The organism is Geomonas sp. Red276 (assembly GCF_054784495.1).
In genome coordinates, this window is record NZ_BLXW01000024.1 from 25330 (window position 1) to 40253 (window position 14924).

12 protein-coding genes are annotated in these 14924 nt (G+C 61.5%); 3 read left to right on the forward strand and 9 right to left on the reverse strand.

Annotated features, from left to right (window positions below):
• Nucleotides 1–42: 42 nt before the first annotated feature.
• From ACYVL5_RS16140 to ACYVL5_RS16155, 4 genes are all read right to left on the reverse strand, one after another.
• A complete protein-coding gene (locus tag ACYVL5_RS16140) occupies nt 43–1767 on the reverse strand; it encodes an acyl-CoA carboxylase subunit beta (protein ID WP_460596599.1) in 1725 nt (574 codons plus the stop codon).
• Nucleotides 1768–2418: 651 nt separating this feature from the next.
• Nucleotides 2419–3699 carry a (Fe-S)-binding protein gene (locus ACYVL5_RS16145; RefSeq protein WP_460596600.1) on the reverse strand — a complete coding sequence of 427 codons (1281 nt, stop codon included), beginning with the start codon at nt 3697–3699 and terminating at the stop codon, nt 2419–2421.
• 64 nt (nt 3700–3763) lie between these two features.
• Nucleotides 3764–5146: an FAD-binding oxidoreductase gene (locus ACYVL5_RS16150; RefSeq protein ID WP_460596601.1), complete on the reverse strand. Its 1383-nt coding sequence runs from the start codon at nt 5144–5146 to the stop codon at nt 3764–3766.
• 163 nt (nt 5147–5309) lie between these two features.
• The gene (locus ACYVL5_RS16155; RefSeq protein ID WP_460596602.1) at nt 5310–6605 is read right to left on the reverse strand and encodes a nickel-dependent lactate racemase family protein; all 1296 of its coding nucleotides are present in this window, start codon (nt 6603–6605) and stop codon (nt 5310–5312) included.
• Between the two features lie 202 nt (nt 6606–6807).
• Here ACYVL5_RS16155 and ACYVL5_RS16160 point away from each other — a divergent pair, with 202 nt between their 5' ends.
• The 3 genes from ACYVL5_RS16160 to ACYVL5_RS16170 all read left to right on the forward strand — a co-directional run bounded on the left by ACYVL5_RS16160 (nt 6808) and on the right by ACYVL5_RS16170 (nt 10312).
• Complete coding sequence (locus tag ACYVL5_RS16160; protein ID WP_460596603.1) at nt 6808–8853, forward strand: proton/sodium-translocating pyrophosphatase; 2046 nt, start codon at nt 6808–6810, stop codon at nt 8851–8853.
• A gap of 274 nt (nt 8854–9127) precedes the next feature.
• Nucleotides 9128–9490 (forward strand): peptidoglycan-binding domain-containing protein, encoded by a 363-nt coding sequence (locus ACYVL5_RS16165; RefSeq protein ID WP_460596604.1) that lies wholly within the window; start codon nt 9128–9130, stop codon nt 9488–9490.
• Nucleotides 9491–9565: 75 nt separating this feature from the next.
• Nucleotides 9566–10312 (forward strand): SAM-dependent methyltransferase, encoded by a 747-nt coding sequence (locus tag ACYVL5_RS16170; RefSeq protein ID WP_460596605.1) that lies wholly within the window; start codon nt 9566–9568, stop codon nt 10310–10312.
• Nucleotides 10313–10319: 7 nt separating this feature from the next.
• Here the strand turns inward: ACYVL5_RS16170 and ACYVL5_RS16175 are convergent, their stop codons facing one another.
• The 5 genes from ACYVL5_RS16175 to ACYVL5_RS16195 all read right to left on the reverse strand — a co-directional run bounded on the left by ACYVL5_RS16175 (nt 10320) and on the right by ACYVL5_RS16195 (nt 14876).
• Nucleotides 10320–11291 carry an ABC transporter substrate-binding protein gene (locus tag ACYVL5_RS16175; protein ID WP_460596606.1) on the reverse strand — a complete coding sequence of 324 codons (972 nt, stop codon included), beginning with the start codon at nt 11289–11291 and terminating at the stop codon, nt 10320–10322.
• A 203-nt stretch (nt 11292–11494) separates the two neighbouring features.
• Entirely contained in the window at nt 11495–11590 is a 96-nt protein-coding gene (locus ACYVL5_RS16180) for a type II toxin-antitoxin system YoeB family toxin (protein WP_460596646.1), read from the reverse strand.
• 263 nt (nt 11591–11853) lie between these two features.
• Complete coding sequence (glgA, locus tag ACYVL5_RS16185) at nt 11854–13425, reverse strand: glycogen synthase (protein WP_460596607.1); 1572 nt, start codon at nt 13423–13425, stop codon at nt 11854–11856.
• Nucleotides 13426–13529: 104 nt separating this feature from the next.
• Nucleotides 13530–14162 (reverse strand): phage holin family protein, encoded by a 633-nt coding sequence (locus ACYVL5_RS16190; RefSeq protein ID WP_460596608.1) that lies wholly within the window; start codon nt 14160–14162, stop codon nt 13530–13532.
• A gap of 249 nt (nt 14163–14411) precedes the next feature.
• Nucleotides 14412–14876 carry a septal ring lytic transglycosylase RlpA family protein gene (locus tag ACYVL5_RS16195; protein ID WP_460596609.1) on the reverse strand — a complete coding sequence of 155 codons (465 nt, stop codon included), beginning with the start codon at nt 14874–14876 and terminating at the stop codon, nt 14412–14414.
• Nucleotides 14877–14924 lie beyond the last annotated feature (48 nt).

Here is a 14924-nt window from a genome sequence, read left to right on the forward strand (position 1 = left end):
CCTTCTCTCCCGCGGTCCCCATTCCAATATTAAGAGTAGTCATTAGTGGAACTCCCTCTGGACGGCCTGCATCGGCCCCGGTTTGTAGTGGCGCAGGAAGAAGTTGAGGTTTTCGCCCAAGACTTTCCTGAGGTCGGTCGGCATCACGAGCGACGAGATGGAGCCCAAGGAGAGCGCCTCTTTCGGGTTCATGAGCTCCTTCTCGTAACGGCTGTTGAGGACGGCCTCCTCGGCCCTCAGCCAATCGGCGGCTTCCTTCTCGGCGTCGGCCTTGGCGGCCTCCGGTTTCACGCCGGCGTCGATCCGCTCCTGGGTCCCGCGCTTAACGCGCTCGACCACTTCGGTCCTGATCTTCCTGAGCTCGTTCTTGTAGACGAACTCCTTACCGGCCGGCCCCATGACGGCGAGGCGGGTGGTGGGGAGGGCAAGCACCAGGTCGGCGCCGGTCGGGTAGTTGTTGTAGGAGGCGTAGGCGCCGCCGTAGGCGTTTCTCAGGATGAGGAGGATCCTCGGGGTCCGGATGTCGACGATGGAGTCGAGCATGGCACGGCCGGCCTGGACGATGCCGCGGGCTTCCTGCTCGCGCCCCGGGAGGAAGCCGGTGGTGTCTTCCATGAAGATGATCGGAATGTTGTAGATGTTGCAGAAGCGGTTGAAGCGGGCGATCTTGTAAGCCGCGTCGCAGTCGATCTGGCCGGAGTCCACCGCGGAGTTGTTGGCCACGAAGCCAACCACGTTGCCGCCCAGGCGGCCAAAGGCGGTGACGACGTTACGGGCGCGGGTCGGCTGGATCTCGAAGTAGTCGCCGTGGTCGCAGATCTGCTGGATGATGATGGAGACGTCGAACGGGGTGTTGAAGCCGGTCGGGGAGTTGAAGGCCTTCTTCAAGAGGGTGTTGATCTCCCATGTCTTACGGTCCAAGGGATCGCTGGTGGCCTGGAACGGTGCCGCGACCGAATTGTTGTCCGGGATGTAGCTAAGGAGCTGGATGGCGAGGCGCAGCGCGCCCACCTCGTCCTCGGCGGTCAGGTCGGCGACGCCGGACTGGCTGTGGACGTTGGGTCCGCCCAGTTCCTCCGGGGTGACGTCCTCGCCGAGCACGCTCTTCACGACGCCCGGGCCGGTCAGGCCGAAGAAGGTGTCCTTGGGCTGGATCACGAAGCTACCCTGGCGCGGGAGGTAGGAGCCGCCGCCGGCGTTGAAGCCGAACATGCACATGATGGAGGGGACCACGCCGCTGATCTTCCTGAGCGCGGTGAAGACTTCGGCGTAGCCGTCGAGACCGCCGACCCCGGCAGGGACGAAGGCGCCGGCCGAGTCGTTCATGCCGATGACCGGGATACCCTTCTCGCCGGCCATGTACATAAGCCTCGCGAGCTTGTTGCCGTTGGTCGCGTCCATGGAGCCGGCGCGCACGGTGAAGTCATGGCCGTAGATGGCGACGTCGCGGCCGTGGATGTTGAGGATGCCGGTCACGAGCGAAGCGCCGTCGAGGTTCTTGCCCCAGTTCTGGAACAGGATGTTCGGCTCTTCCTCGGTGAGGACTCGGATCCTCTCCCAGACGGTCATGCGCTTTTTGAAGTGCTGTTTCTCGATCTGGTCGATGCTGACCGACTTGATGGGGCGCTGGATAAGGTCGTGACCTTCCTTCATCGCCTCTTCATAGCCGCCCGTGGCGCGCGATATCTCGCCCGGGATGTTGAACTCGACCTTTTCCGCCTTCTCGAAGGGGTTCTTCAGGGTGGGCTTGATCATTTTAATGGACATTGCGGGTATCCTTCCGATGGGTGGGATTTTCCATCTGCTGCTTGAAAGTGGTCATGGTGGTTTGCCTTCCTCCGTTTTGGTAGTTAAAACAAAAAAGCGGTTCACGTAGGCGAAATCGGAGCCCCCAGAGGGCAGTCTTGATCCGTTTGCTGCCGCCATTTCGCCCGGATTTGGACGGGATGTCGCGCCAAATCAACAGGTTGGATGACGTCGTCATTGGCCTGGCCCGTTTTGGGTGAGCCGTTTTATTCCGGGACGCTGTTTCATCCCAGAGGCCGGTCAGAGAGACTGGTGCTACGATGCATTGTGCTGCGCGAAGCCAGGAAGGGTAGCCGTTGCGGTGAGACAATCGGTGTAGAAGCCGGTAGATAAGACCCCTGACTCGGTGTTCTGAGCGGCAGTTTTTCTTATATCATTCCAAATAACAGTCACTTGCGCTGTTGCGTGCCACCGGCATCCCTTTTTGAGCCTGTGGTATGCGCAAAAATAGAACACGATTTTCGGGGAAAGTGAACGTAAAAGTAAATAAGGTTTTGCTAGGAAAAAGTCAATAAGAAAAACGGCGTATACGGAAGAAAATTCGGCGGAACAGGTAGTTGCGGAGAGGAAGTTTGGTGGGAGTGAAAAAAAGGCGCTGCGGGGGAAACCCCGTCAGCGCCCCAGTTTTCTGGCGAGAAGTTCCACGGTATGGAGAACCCTTGTTTTATCACCTGCCTGCTTAAGGCCGTCGGAGAGCTGCATGATGCAGCCGGGGCAGCCGGTCACCACGCAGTCGGCGCCGGTCGCCTGGATGGCGGCGGTCTTGGAGGCGTTGATGTCGAGGGAGCTTTCGTAGTGGTAGACGTTGAATGTGCCGCCCAGGCCGCAGCAGCGGTCGGCCCCTTCCATCTCGGTGAGCTCCAGACCGGGGGTGGCTTTCAGCATGGTGCGCGGCTGCTTGGTGATGCCGGCGGTCCGGTGGTGGCAGGGGTCGTGGTAGGTGATCTTGAGCGATTCACCCTCGCCGGTCACCGACGGGTCGAGCCCGAGCTTTTGGAGGAGGACGGTGGCGTCCATGGTCTTGTCCGCCAACGCCTGCAGGCGCGCCTTCAGCTCCGGGTTGCGCTTGCCGATCACCAGCGGGTAGAGCTTGTGAAGAGCCCCGCCGCAGGTGGCGCAGGCGGTCATCACGTAGTCGGCCTGGTGGCGCTCGATGGCCGCCAGGTTTCTTTCGGCCAGCTCGCGCACGGTGTCGAGGTCGCCGCCGGACATGCCGGGGAGGCCGCAGCACTGCTGGTCCTGCGGGATGATCACGGTGCACCCCAGGTGCTTGAAGAGGGCGAGGGTGGCCTCGCCGATCCCGGTGTAGACGAAGTTGGTCATGCAGCCGACGAAGAAGACGATGTGCGGCTTGCCCGGCTCTCCCTCGATGACCTCGGGGTGGCGGGTCATGAAGGGGTGGCGGGCGATCTCGGGGATGTGGCGGGTCCCCCCCAGGAAGGGGATCGGGAAACGGAGTCTCAAGCCCGAGGTGGCCGGGACCCTGCGGAAGAAGAGCGGGCCGAGAATGGCGGAGGCGAGCGCCCCCATCTTCATCAGCTTGCGGTTCTTGATGACCTGGCCGACCGCCTTGTGGAAGGTGGTGAGGCCGCGGCGCTTCGCGAGCGCCTCGCGGGCGGCGATGACGATCTCGTCGGTGGGGACCTGGTTGGGGCACTTTTCGACGCAGGATCCGCACAAAAGGCACTTGGACATGGCGGCGTAGGTGCCGTCGTCGAGCGGCATGTCGCCGCGGGCCACGTGCTGGGCGAGGGCGACCTTGCCGCGGGCGGTGGCCGGCTCGCGCTGGAAGGTGGCGAAGGCCGGGCAATGGGCGCGGCAGGCGCCGCATTTGACACACTTTTTCAGCTCACTTTGTACCCGCTCGAGCGGGTCGGTCTGCTTCTTGGACATTCTCTACTCTCTTTCCTTCTGTCCGGAGTCGGACCGGTCCACCTGGTCAGACTGGTCGGAATCTTTAATCGAGTGGCAGCATCTTCCCGGGGTTGAGGATATTCTTCGGGTCGAGCGCCCGCTTGATGGCCTTCATGGCGGCGACCTGGTCGGCCGAGAGCTCCATCGGGATGAAGGGCTGCTTGGCAAGCCCGACGCCGTGCTCGCCGGACATGGTGCCGCCCAGGTCCAGGGCCGCCTGGAAGACCTCCTTGATCGCCTCGTGCGCCTTCTCGAGCTGTCCGGGGACCGACTTGTCGATCATGATGTTCACATGGATGTTGCCGTCCCCCGCGTGCCCGAAGTTGACGATCGGGATCTCGTAGCGGGTCTGGATCTGCTCGATCTTGCGGATGACGTCGGGGACCTTGCTCCGCGGGACCACGATGTCCTCGTTGAACTTGTCCGGGTTCACGTCGCGCAAGGACGGGGAAACCAGCCGGCGCACCCGCCAAAGCTCCTCGCTCTCGGCGGCGTCCTTGGCCACCCGGAACTGCACGAGACCGAGCGGCTTGATCAGTTCGTGGATCTGATTGGCCTGCTTCTCGATCAGGTCCGGGTCGCCGTCCACCTCGATGAGGAGCACCGCACGACCTTCCTCGGGGATGCCGAGGTTGAAGCGCCGCTCCACGCAGGTCAGGGTCGCATGGTCCATGAACTCCAGGGTGGTCGGGATGATCTTCCCTTTAATAATAGTGGAGACCGCCCGGGCCGCGCCGTCGATGGAGTCGAAGATGGTCAGCATGGTCTTCTTGGAAGCCGGGTAGGGGAGAAGCTTGAAGATGATCTTGGTGATCACCCCCAGCGTCCCTTCCGAGCCGCAGAGGAGCTTGGTGAGGTCGTAGCCTACCACCCCTTTCACGGTCTCGCCGCCGGTGCGGATGATCTCGCCGGTGGGAAGTACCACCTCGAGCCCCATCACGAAGTCTTTGGTGACGCCGTACTTGACGGCCCGGGGGCCGCCTGCGCACTCGGCGACGTTGCCGCCGACGGTGGAGAACTTAAGGGAGGCCGGATCGGGGGGATAGAAGAGGCCGAGCTTCTCGACCGCCATCTGGAACGTCTCGGTCACCACCCCGGGCTCGACCTCGGCCACAAGGTTGTCGGTGTCGATCCTCAGGATGCGGTTCATCCTGGTGGTCACCAGCACCACGCCCCCCCCCTTGGGGAGGGCGCCTCCGGTGAAGCCGCTCCCTGCCCCGCGGGGGAAGATGGGGAACCCTTCCTTGTTGGCAAGCTTGAGGATGCGGGAGACTTCTTCGGGGCCGGCCGGATGCACCACGCAATCGGGGAGAAACTCCATCTGGGTGGCATCATAGCCGTAGCAGACCAACTCCTGCGCGCCGGTCGCAAAATTGTCGGCGCCCACTATTCCTTTCAGTTCTTCGAGGATGCGTTTTTCGAGCATCTATTCCCTTTCTCTTTACTCTGTAAAATCTATTTGGTATTCCCCCTCCCCTGGAGGGAGGGGGCAAGGGGGTGGGGGGAAGCTTCCACGAATATGGCAGCCGGCCCCGAGACGATTTAAATATCCTGCGTCGGTTTTCGGCTCTCCTGGCCCTCTCTCCCCTTCAAGGGAAGGGTTGGGGTGAGGATGGGGTAAGCACCGGCAGGACGATGCCTCCCTCCGGGATCAGGTGGGCCCGGTAATCCTCGGGCAGCAGCGGCAGCGCCAGGGCCAGTGCGGTCTGGGCCGTTTCCACGGGGGTCATTCCCATGGTCACCACCTCCTCGGGAGGAAGCTGCGAGACGAGAAAAATCCTGAACCGCTCCGCCTTTTCCTTCACCGACCACGCCGTCTGTCCGTTAATTTCGTAGCGCTTCCTGAGCGCGGCCTCCAGCTCTCCACAGGTCGCATGGCTGAACCAGTTGAAGAAGGTGGCGTTGCCGTAGCCGTCCCGGCACTCGGCCAAAACGATCATCACCCCCCCCGGCTTCAGGGCGCGGCTCGCGTAGGTCATCGACTTGTTGGCCTGGATGACGTTGATGTCCTTGGGGAATCCACCGCAGGAAACCACCACCAGGTCCGCCTGCTCCGCGATGGGGGCGGAAAAGGCTTCCGCGTAGAAGCGGCATCCCTCAAGGTGGGTCTCTTTCCAGTCGCCGGCGAAGACGGCCAGGATGCTCTTGTCCGGGGCGAGCACCGTGTTGAGGATGAACTCGGGAGGGCGCATGGCGCACGCCTCCATGATGGCCTCGTGAACCGGGTTCCCGTCCAGGTTGGCGGTCACCGCCTTGGGGTTGCGCCCGTTCCCCTCACCGGGGTTCAACACCGAGAAGTGGCTCGCCATGCAGCTGCGGCGGCTGGAGACCCCGGGAAGAAGACTCTTGCGCCCGCCTCCGAAGCCGGCGAAATAGTGGAAGGCGACGGCTCCGGTCAGGATCAGCCGGTCCGCCTCGGCCACCCGGCGGTTCACCTCCACCGGTATCCCGTTCGAGGTTTCTCCCAGGTAAACGAGCCCCCCCGGATCGTCGCAGTCGTGGTCGAAGAGCGCGATCCGTCCGTAGAGTTCGCCCACGATCTTTTTGTGCTCGGCCTCGGTCTGTTTCCGATGGATTCCCAGCGCGAAGACGATCGCGATGTCGCGGTCGGGGATCCCGAGCTGGTTAAGCCGGGCGACCAGCAGCGGCAGGTAGACCTCGCTTCCGGTCGGCCTGGTGACGTCCGAGGTGACGATGACAACCTTGTCGCCGGGATTGAAGGAGGAGAGGTGGGAAGCGCAGCTGTCCAGAGCCCGTTCCACCAACTCGCGGGGCGATCCGGCAGGCTGGGGGATAGGTGGGCGAAGTACCGAAAGTACACGCTCCGGAGCTATTGAGAGCGGGAGGGTCTTCTCGCCGCATTTGAGGTCAAGCATGCGGACCATGATACATTTTCAACCCTTGATGCGCAACTGGTTTACAGGGAAACTCCGCGGAGGGGCAAAATAGGTTGACAAAGAACGTCGTTTCCGATAACAATCTCCCGTTTCTATGACCATTTTTATGCAATTCAAGCGTCCCGAGCGTCCCCGGCAGTGAAGATCGCGCCTTTGTTTAGAGGCATAACTAAATAGGAGGATTTTGGTAATGGAACAGTATGCAGTAGTGTTCGCCCTGGCCTGCGCAGTGGCGGCAGTCGCCTACGGCCTCATCTCGGCCCAGTGGATCCTGGGACTCCCCCAGGGCAACGATCGGATGCGTCAGATCGCCGCCGCGATTCAGGAAGGTGCCGGGGCTTACATGAAGCGCCAGTACACCATCATCGCCGCCGTCGGCGTCGTGATGTTCATCGCCCTCTTCGCCACTCTGGGGTGGATGACCGCGGTCGGCTTCGCCGTCGGCGCGATCTTCTCCGGTCTTACCGGTTTCATCGGGATGTTCGTCTCGGTCCGTGCCAACGTGAGGACTACCGAGGCCGCCAAGTCCGGCATCCACAAGGCCCTCAACGTCGCCTTCAAAGGTGGCGCCATCACTGGGATGCTGGTGGTCGGTCTGGGCCTGCTCGGTGTTGCCGGCTACTACATGCTGCTTCAGAAGCTCATGCCGGGCGCACCCGCTAAAGAAGTGGTCGGCCAGCTGGTCGGCCTCGGCTTCGGGGGCTCGCTGATCTCCATCTTCGCCCGTCTGGGCGGCGGCATCTTCACCAAGGGCGCCGACGTCGGCGCCGACCTGGTCGGCAAGGTCGAAGCCGGCATTCCCGAGGACGATCCGCGTAACCCGGCCGTCATCGCCGACAACGTCGGTGACAACGTCGGCGACTGCGCCGGTATGGCCGCCGACCTCTTCGAGACCTACGCGGTGACCCTGATCGCCGCCATGCTGCTCGGCGCCATCACCTTCAGCAACTCCGCCGCCGTGAGCTACCCGCTGATCCTGGGCGGCATCTCCATCATCGCCTCCATCATCGGCACCTACTTCGTGAAACTCGGCTCCAGCGGCAAGATCATGGGCGCCCTCTACAAAGGCCTCATCGCCTCGGGCGTCCTGGCCTGCATCGCCTTCTACTTCGTGACCGTGCAGATGTTCCCGGCCGGCCTTTCCACCGGCGGGATGACCATCACCGCCACCAACCTCTTCGTCTCCGCCCTGGTCGGCCTGGCCGTCACCGGTGCCATCTTCTGGATCACCGAGTACTATACCTCGACCGAGTACGGCCCGGTCAAGCACATCGCCGAAGCCTCCAAGACCGGCCACGCCACCAACATCATCGCCGGCCTCGGCGTCTCCATGAAAGCCACCGCCCTGCCGGTCATCGTGATCGCCGCCGGCATCATCGTGGCCTCCACCTGCGCCGGCGTCTACGGCATCGCCATCGCCGCCGTCTCCATGCTCTCCCTGACCGGCATCGTGGTCGCCATGGACGCCTACGGCCCGATCACCGACAACGCCGGCGGCATCGCCGAGATGGCCGAGCTGGACGAGTCGGTCCGCGCGGTCACCGACCCGCTGGACGCGGTCGGCAACACCACCAAGGCCGTCACCAAGGGGTACGCCATCGGCTCCGCCGGCCTGGCCGCCATCATCCTCTTCACCTCCTACGTCCAGGAGCTCACCATCGCCGACAAGACCTTCTCGCTCTCCGATCCGTACATCATCGTCGGTCTCTTCCTCGGCGGCATGCTCCCCTACTACTTCGCCGCCATGTGCATGGAAGCGGTGGGCAAGGCGGGCGGCGCGGTCGTCGACGAGGTCCGTCGCCAGTTCCGCACCATCAAGGGGATTATGGAAGGTACCGGCAAGCCGGACTACGCCTCCTGCGTCGACATCGTGACCAAGACCGCCCTCAAAGAGATGGTCATCCCGGGCCTCATCCCGATCCTGGCCCCGATCATCGTCGGCTTCGCGCTCGGGCCCAAGGCCCTGGGCGGCGTGATCGTCGGCTCCATCGTCACCGGTATCTTCGTCGCCATCTCCATGACCACCGGCGGCGGCGCCTGGGATAACGCCAAGAAGTACATTGAGGACGGCTTCCACGGCGGCAAAGGTAGCGACGCTCACAAGGCTGCCGTTACCGGCGACACCGTCGGCGACCCGTACAAAGATACCGCCGGCCCGGCCGTCAACCCGATGATCAAGATCATCAACATCGTCTCCCTGCTCATCGTTCCGCTTTTGAACAAGATGATGCACTAAGCCGATGGCCTTCGGGCCTCACGTTGGAAATGAAAAGGCGCTCCGGGAATTCCGGGGCGCCTTTTTTAATATGTGGTCGTGCCCTTTCCTTCGAAGGGAGGGACAGGGTGAGCATGCCGGAGGCAAGTTGTTCGTTGCTGGTGCGAAGTCGTTAAATGCAATGACAAGGCCTTCCTTGGGTTAGCTTTGATGGTGCCATTTTTTTTAAGAACATGGCTGGTTTTGGGGTGGCTCCTTCCGTGATAAAGAAGCGAAGAAGGGGTCACGGGGCTATATGAGCAACGAAGACCCCATGCATTTCGAGGTCAGCAAGGACAAGTTGATCGAGTGGCAAAGAGCCGGGATATTGGGCCCCATCTTAAAAACCAGACAAGAAGCAATCCCTCCAGTCGGCTCTGGACGAGTCGGCTCGTATTCATCTCCTGAACCGTTGGAATTGAATCTGCCGAGAGGAGACAAAGGCCGAGCCGTCATGTGTTTGCAAATTGCGTTGACAGAGAGAAACTTCAATCTGAATGTAGATGGCAGTTTTGGGGCGAGGACGGAAACCGCGGTAATTGATTTCCAGCGCAAACATGGCCTTATCCCGAACGGCATTGTCGGGATTAAAACCGCCTGGCACCTCGGTCTTCACTGACCGGCGGGATCACCTCGAAGGCCTCCGTTCGGCTAAAGAGTGCTTCCCGGTGACGTAGCTGAGGAAAATTTCCACATGGACATCCCACGAATTTTCAACATCACCGAAAGTGCTCACCGTATCCATAACCCGTTCACTTCCGAAAAGCTCGCCACTCTCGGCGCGGCGCTGCGTCTGGAAACGGGGACCAGCGTGCTCGATCTCGGCAGCGGTTCGGGGGAGATGCTGTGCACTTGGGCACGCGATTACGGAGTCATCGGCACCGGCATCGACATGAGCCAGTTGTTCACCGAACAAGCGAAGGCCCGAGCTGAAGAACTTGGCGTCGCCGATCAAGTCACGTTCATCTATGGCGATGCTACCGGCTACGTCTCGGACGACAAGGTCGGTGTGGCCGCCTGTGTCGGTGCTTCTTGGATCGCCGGGGGCGTTGCCGGCACTGTCGAGCTTCTGGCCAGGAGCCTGCGTACCGGAGGGATCATCCTGATCGGCGAGCCCTACTGGCGGCAGTTACCGCCCACGGAAGATGTTGCCAAGGCGTGTCTTGCCAGCTCAATCTCCGACTTTCTCATGCTTCCAGATCTTCTTGAGTCTTTCAGCGACCTTGGCTACGACGTGGTTGAAATGGTTTTGGCCGATCGAGACAGCTGGGATAGATACGAGGCGGCCAAATGGCTCACCATGCGTCGATGGCTTGACGTCAATCCCGATGACGAGTTAGCAAAAGATGTGCGAGCCAAACTGACCTCGGAGCCCAGGCGTTACGCCGCTTGCACACGTGAATACCTGGGCTGGGGTGTGTTCGCACTGATGCCGCGGTGATGCGGGTCTACCTCACCGCAAGGGCCCTCTTGGCCTTCTTCAAGAGGTCGGTCTTTACGTATTCTTTCGCCACGGGGGGCTTCATCATGCTGATGATGCCGTATTTCACCATCAGCTCAGTGGTCGTCTGGATCTGTTGTACCGTTATGTCGTAGGAAAGCGGTGAATTGGCCACGGCCATATCGTATTCCTGGCTGCTCAGCTGTCCTTTGAACATGTTTTCGCGGACGTACTTTTCGGCGAGGGCGTGATTGGTGCGGAAGGTCTTAGTCGCCTCGACGAAACATTTCAAGAGCCTCTGGGCGACGTCCCTTTTGGCGTACAGGCGTTGGGTCATCGTCAGGGCCCGAACCGGGTTACCCAACGGCGTATCAAACGGTTTCACGATTTCAACACCGAACCCCTTGCTAATGGCTTGGGCCGATTGGGGTTCGGATTGGCAAATGGCGTCGACATGACGGGTCAGCAGGGCCTCATTCAACTCCCCGTAGTTGGGCAGGTAAACCACTTGCACGTCCTTGCCGGGCTTATCGGAGAAGGTGAGGTGGTGTTTGGCCAGTTCAGCGAAAAGGAGCAGTTGTTGGGCCCCCCCCATAGCGACGCCGACCTTTTTCCCTTTCAGATCGGCTACCGAGTGCCATTTTCTATCGGGACGTCCCACCATGCGGGCTCCCCCCTTGGCAAAGCCCGCTACGATGTAAATGGGGATTCCTGCTGCCCGGGCGGCGATAGGGCCCTCCGCGCCGCTGGCCGCAACATCGATTTCACCCGCCGCGATGGCCGCCATGATGTCGATCCCTTTAGGGAAGAACCGCTCCTCGATCTTCAGGTTGTACTTTGGCGCTATCTCCTTCATGTAGGAAACGGCGCCGAAGTGTGCGAGCTTCAGGTTGCCAAGCCGGACGACATCGGCTGCAAACGCGGCGGAAGCACTCGATATGTTGAGCAAAAGCAGAATGAAAAGAAGACGCTTTTTCATAGCTCATCCTTTGTCCGTGTCTGTTGCCAGCACTGAATCCAAAGATAGAGCATAAGCAGGGCCGGTCAAGTCGATAAATGTGCAAAAACTAATGTTTTGTGTGTGGCCTGGTCTGTTGGTGAAAGGCTCGCCTGATCATGTTTTCTGAGCCTTTAGAACGCACGTTTGGCTTTGAAAAACGTACTGGAAGGTTGTCGGGGGATTCAGTAGGGGGAGCGGGCCTGGAGGAAATCGATCCCGTCGTCCTGGACAAGATAAACCAACCGATGCTCTTCTGTAAGACGGCGGGGGAGAGATATTTGAGAGCCTCAGGCTTGCCAATGCCAGTGAACGGGTCACGCATTACGTCGCAGAAGCCCGGCGAAATTCGCAGGGGCGTTTGTATAGGTAGTCTTCAGCATGGAACCTCCTGTGAACGGTACAGAAACACTGTACAGACCATGAGGAGACAGGCAAGGCTCAGGTCAGTTCCAGGTGAGGGTTTTTCCGGTACACCAGCGCCAGCCGCTCCAGGGAGCCACTTTTGTGAAGGGTGGCAGGCGGAAGGTAAGGAAGGAGAGGGTCAGGCGGGAAGCCTGTCGCCTTCGCCGATGCCAGCGGGAACTGAGTGGGAGGCGTGTTTGGCCCTCGTCCGTTCGGCCTTTTTGGCCCGGAAGCGCTCTTCTCCGAGCCTGAGCCGCATGCCGTCCAGGTAGAGCCGCTCGTACTTCGTTGCCGCCTCGTCCCAGGTGAAGCGCTTGGCCATGCCCCGCCGCCTCAGTCCCTCGATGGCGGGGCGGTCGTGGTACCAGGTGTGGACGGCCCAGCCGACGGTGTCGTGGAGGGCGCCGGCGGTGAGGTCCCAGAACTTGAAGCCGGTGCCGGTTCCGCGCGCCTGGTCGAAGTTCTCCACCGAATCGTCGAGCCCGCCGGTTGCGCGCACGATGGGAATGGTTCCGTAGCGGAGGCTGTACATCTGGTTCAGCCCGCACGGCTCGAAGGCCGACGGCATCAGGAAGAAGTCGCAGCCACCCTCGATCCGGTGCGCCAGGCCGTTGTCGTAACCGATCCGGCAGGCGAAACGGCCGGGATGGGCGGCTGCCACGTCCCCGAAGTAGAAATGTGCCCACGGCTCACCCGCTCCCAGCAGGACGACCTGGATGTCCATCTCCAGCATCCGGTGGATGGCCTCGGCCAGGACGTCGATCCCCTTCTGCTTCACCAACCTGGTTACCAGGCCAAAAAGCGGCACCTCCTCCTGCTCGGGGAGTCCCATCTCCCGCTGCAGGGCGCGCTTGCAAAGGGCCTTGCCGAAGAGGTCGCCGGAACCGAAATTGGCCGGCAGGTGCCGATCGCTCTCCGGGTTCCACTCGTGGTAATCCACCCCGTTCAGTATCCCGCGCAGCACCGGCGACCGCTCCCGCACCACCCCTTCGAGCCCCCAGCCGAATGCGGCCGTCTGGATCTCCCGCGCGTACCCCTCGCTGACCGTGTTCAGCACGGTGGCGTGGTAGATGCCGCCCTTGAGGAGATTGACCTGGCCGTCCATCTCGAGTTCGAGGAAGTTGAAATGGCGCCAGCCGATGCCGAGGACATCCATGACCCCCTCGTAGAAGCTCCCCTGATGCTGCATGTTGTGGATGGTCAGCAGGGAGGCTGCCTCGTGGAGGTAGGGATCGTGGCGGTAGGCGGTGTTGAGAAGCAGGGGCGCTGCCGCGGTATGCCAGTCGTGGGCGTGGACCACGTCGGGTCGGAAGTCGAGCATCTTGCAGATCTCGAGGCTCGCCCGCGATAGGAAGACGAAGCGGTTGTCGTTGTCGAGGTACCCTTCGTTGTCGCGGTCGTAGAGCGGGTCGCGGCCGTAGAACGCCTCGTGCTCCAGGAAGTAGATGGGGACGTCGCTCCCGGGGATTCTTCCCTCGTAGACGCCGCAGTACATCATGCCGATGACCCCCATCGGGACCACCAGCGCGCTGGGAAGCTGTTTCAGCCCGAAGGCGTCACGGTCAACCTTGTAGTAGCGGGGCATCACCACCCGCACATCGTGGCCCAGCCCCTTGAGGTACTTGGGGAGGGCTCCCACCACGTCGGCGAGGCCCCCCTCTTTGGCAAACGGCACCGCCTCGGAAGCGGTCATCAGGATCTTCAGGTGCATGGTAGCTGGCTCCTTCGGAAGCGCTCGGCAATTCCTCGGGAATTAATACCATGTAATGGTCGCTCAGGCAACGTTTCGCTGGCGCTGATCCTCGCTATCCCGATCTAGGCGCCCGCGCGGGGGCCGCCGTAAATTTTGAGCTTGCTCTCTTGCCGCGCCCGCTTTTTCTCCTCGCGTTCGCTGACATGGGCAAGCCTGCGGTCCCTGATGGTACCCCGCGGTTTTTTCCTGCGCTCCTTGCCGTCCCACGCGTTGCGGACCGCCTCGCGCGCCTCCGTCTTCCCGGCGTCCCGGGCCGCTACCCTGGCGGCGGCGCCCCGGGCCTCGATCGCCTCGACATGACGCCGCTCGGCGTGTTGTTTCAGTTTCCTGCCGATAGCCTCAACCCGCTCGATGGTCTCCCTCGGGAGGAGGGTGAAGTGCTTGAGCTTACCAAGCCCGCTGAAGAGCAGGGCGGCTCCGGCGAAGAGGTAAAGAGCGGTGACGATGAGGGCGGAGAGCCAGACGGGGAGCACCAGCGCCAAAGCCGCGATGGCGGCCGCCGTCCCGGCTACCAGGGAAAAGAGGAGCAGGGCGCCTCCCAAGGTGATGACGACCGCTCCCGTCTTGGCGGAATCGACGTTGTGTTTGATCTCCTTGACCCCGAGCTTCAGTTCCAGGAACACGAGCACGATCGACTGCTCGACCAGTTCCAGGACCAGCCGCACGATGGAGTGCCGTTTTCCGGACCGTTCCATGTGATGACCTCCCGTGGCCGTGGCGTGCCCTCCGGGCGATTCCCCTGCCTTGCCAGCGGCCGCTTCCTCTTTTCTAGAATCTGTCTCGCATGCTGCAGGGGGAGCTACCTTCAGTCTACACCAAAGGTCGGGCTTAAAGGAGGTGGCAGAGGGGGGGCGGGCGGGAGGTGGCTGGAGGGGGGGAGACAAAAAAAGACCGGGAGGATGCCCGGTCTTTTTTCTACTTCTTCGCCCATATCGTTGAAATTGTCAGGATCCTTCTTCCTTCAGCGGGATGATGGCCACGTTGGCCTTTCCCGAGCCGAAGAATCCCAGCTTCTTTGCCGCAGCCCGTGAAAGATCGATGAACGGGGAGTTTCTCTTGCGGCAACGGTCATTGACTACAACCGTAACTTCTTTGTCGTTGTCCAGGTTCTTGACCCGGACCTTGGTCCCCAGGGGGAGGCTCTGATGAGCCGCGGTGAGCTTTTCGGGGTGATAACGTTCCCCCGACGTGGTCCGGCGCCCCTGGAATTTCTTGGCGTAGTAGGTAGCGATACCGACCAGCCTCTTGACCAACGACTTTTTCTGCGGTTCTTCTGCGGGTGTTGCCTGCGTTACTTTGGTTTCTACTCCGGTTTCAGCAGCCAGCAGGGGAAGCGTGTGGATCGGGAGGAGCATCAGGCAGAGTGCCAAAACCAGCACCAGCCTGCCGCTCCGCTCGGGTGATGCCATGCGCACCTCCTTTGTTGGGCGAGGTTTCCGTATATCATGAGACGGGGG

Bases quoted from the DNA above. Each gene is read 5' to 3' on its own strand.
- ACYVL5_RS16140 (WP_460596599.1), bottom strand. From the start codon at position 1,767: ATGTCCATTAAAATGATCAAGCCCACCCTGAAGAACCCCTTCGAGAAG.
- ACYVL5_RS16145 (WP_460596600.1), bottom strand. From the start codon at position 3,699: ATGTCCAAGAAGCAGACCGACCCGCTCGAGCGGGTACAAAGTGAGCTG.
- ACYVL5_RS16150 (WP_460596601.1), bottom strand. From the start codon at position 5,146: ATGCTCGAAAAACGCATCCTCGAAGAACTGAAAGGAATAGTGGGCGCC.
- ACYVL5_RS16155 (WP_460596602.1), bottom strand. From the start codon at position 6,605: ATGGTCCGCATGCTTGACCTCAAATGCGGCGAGAAGACCCTCCCGCTC.
- ACYVL5_RS16160 (WP_460596603.1), top strand. From the start codon at position 6,808: ATGGAACAGTATGCAGTAGTGTTCGCCCTGGCCTGCGCAGTGGCGGCA.
- ACYVL5_RS16165 (WP_460596604.1), top strand. From the start codon at position 9,128: ATGAGCAACGAAGACCCCATGCATTTCGAGGTCAGCAAGGACAAGTTG.
- ACYVL5_RS16170 (WP_460596605.1), top strand. From the start codon at position 9,566: ATGGACATCCCACGAATTTTCAACATCACCGAAAGTGCTCACCGTATC.
- ACYVL5_RS16175 (WP_460596606.1), bottom strand. From the start codon at position 11,291: ATGAAAAAGCGTCTTCTTTTCATTCTGCTTTTGCTCAACATATCGAGT.
- glgA (WP_460596607.1), bottom strand. From the start codon at position 13,425: ATGCACCTGAAGATCCTGATGACCGCTTCCGAGGCGGTGCCGTTTGCC.
- ACYVL5_RS16190 (WP_460596608.1), bottom strand. From the start codon at position 14,162: ATGGAACGGTCCGGAAAACGGCACTCCATCGTGCGGCTGGTCCTGGAA.
- ACYVL5_RS16195 (WP_460596609.1), bottom strand. From the start codon at position 14,876: ATGGCATCACCCGAGCGGAGCGGCAGGCTGGTGCTGGTTTTGGCACTC.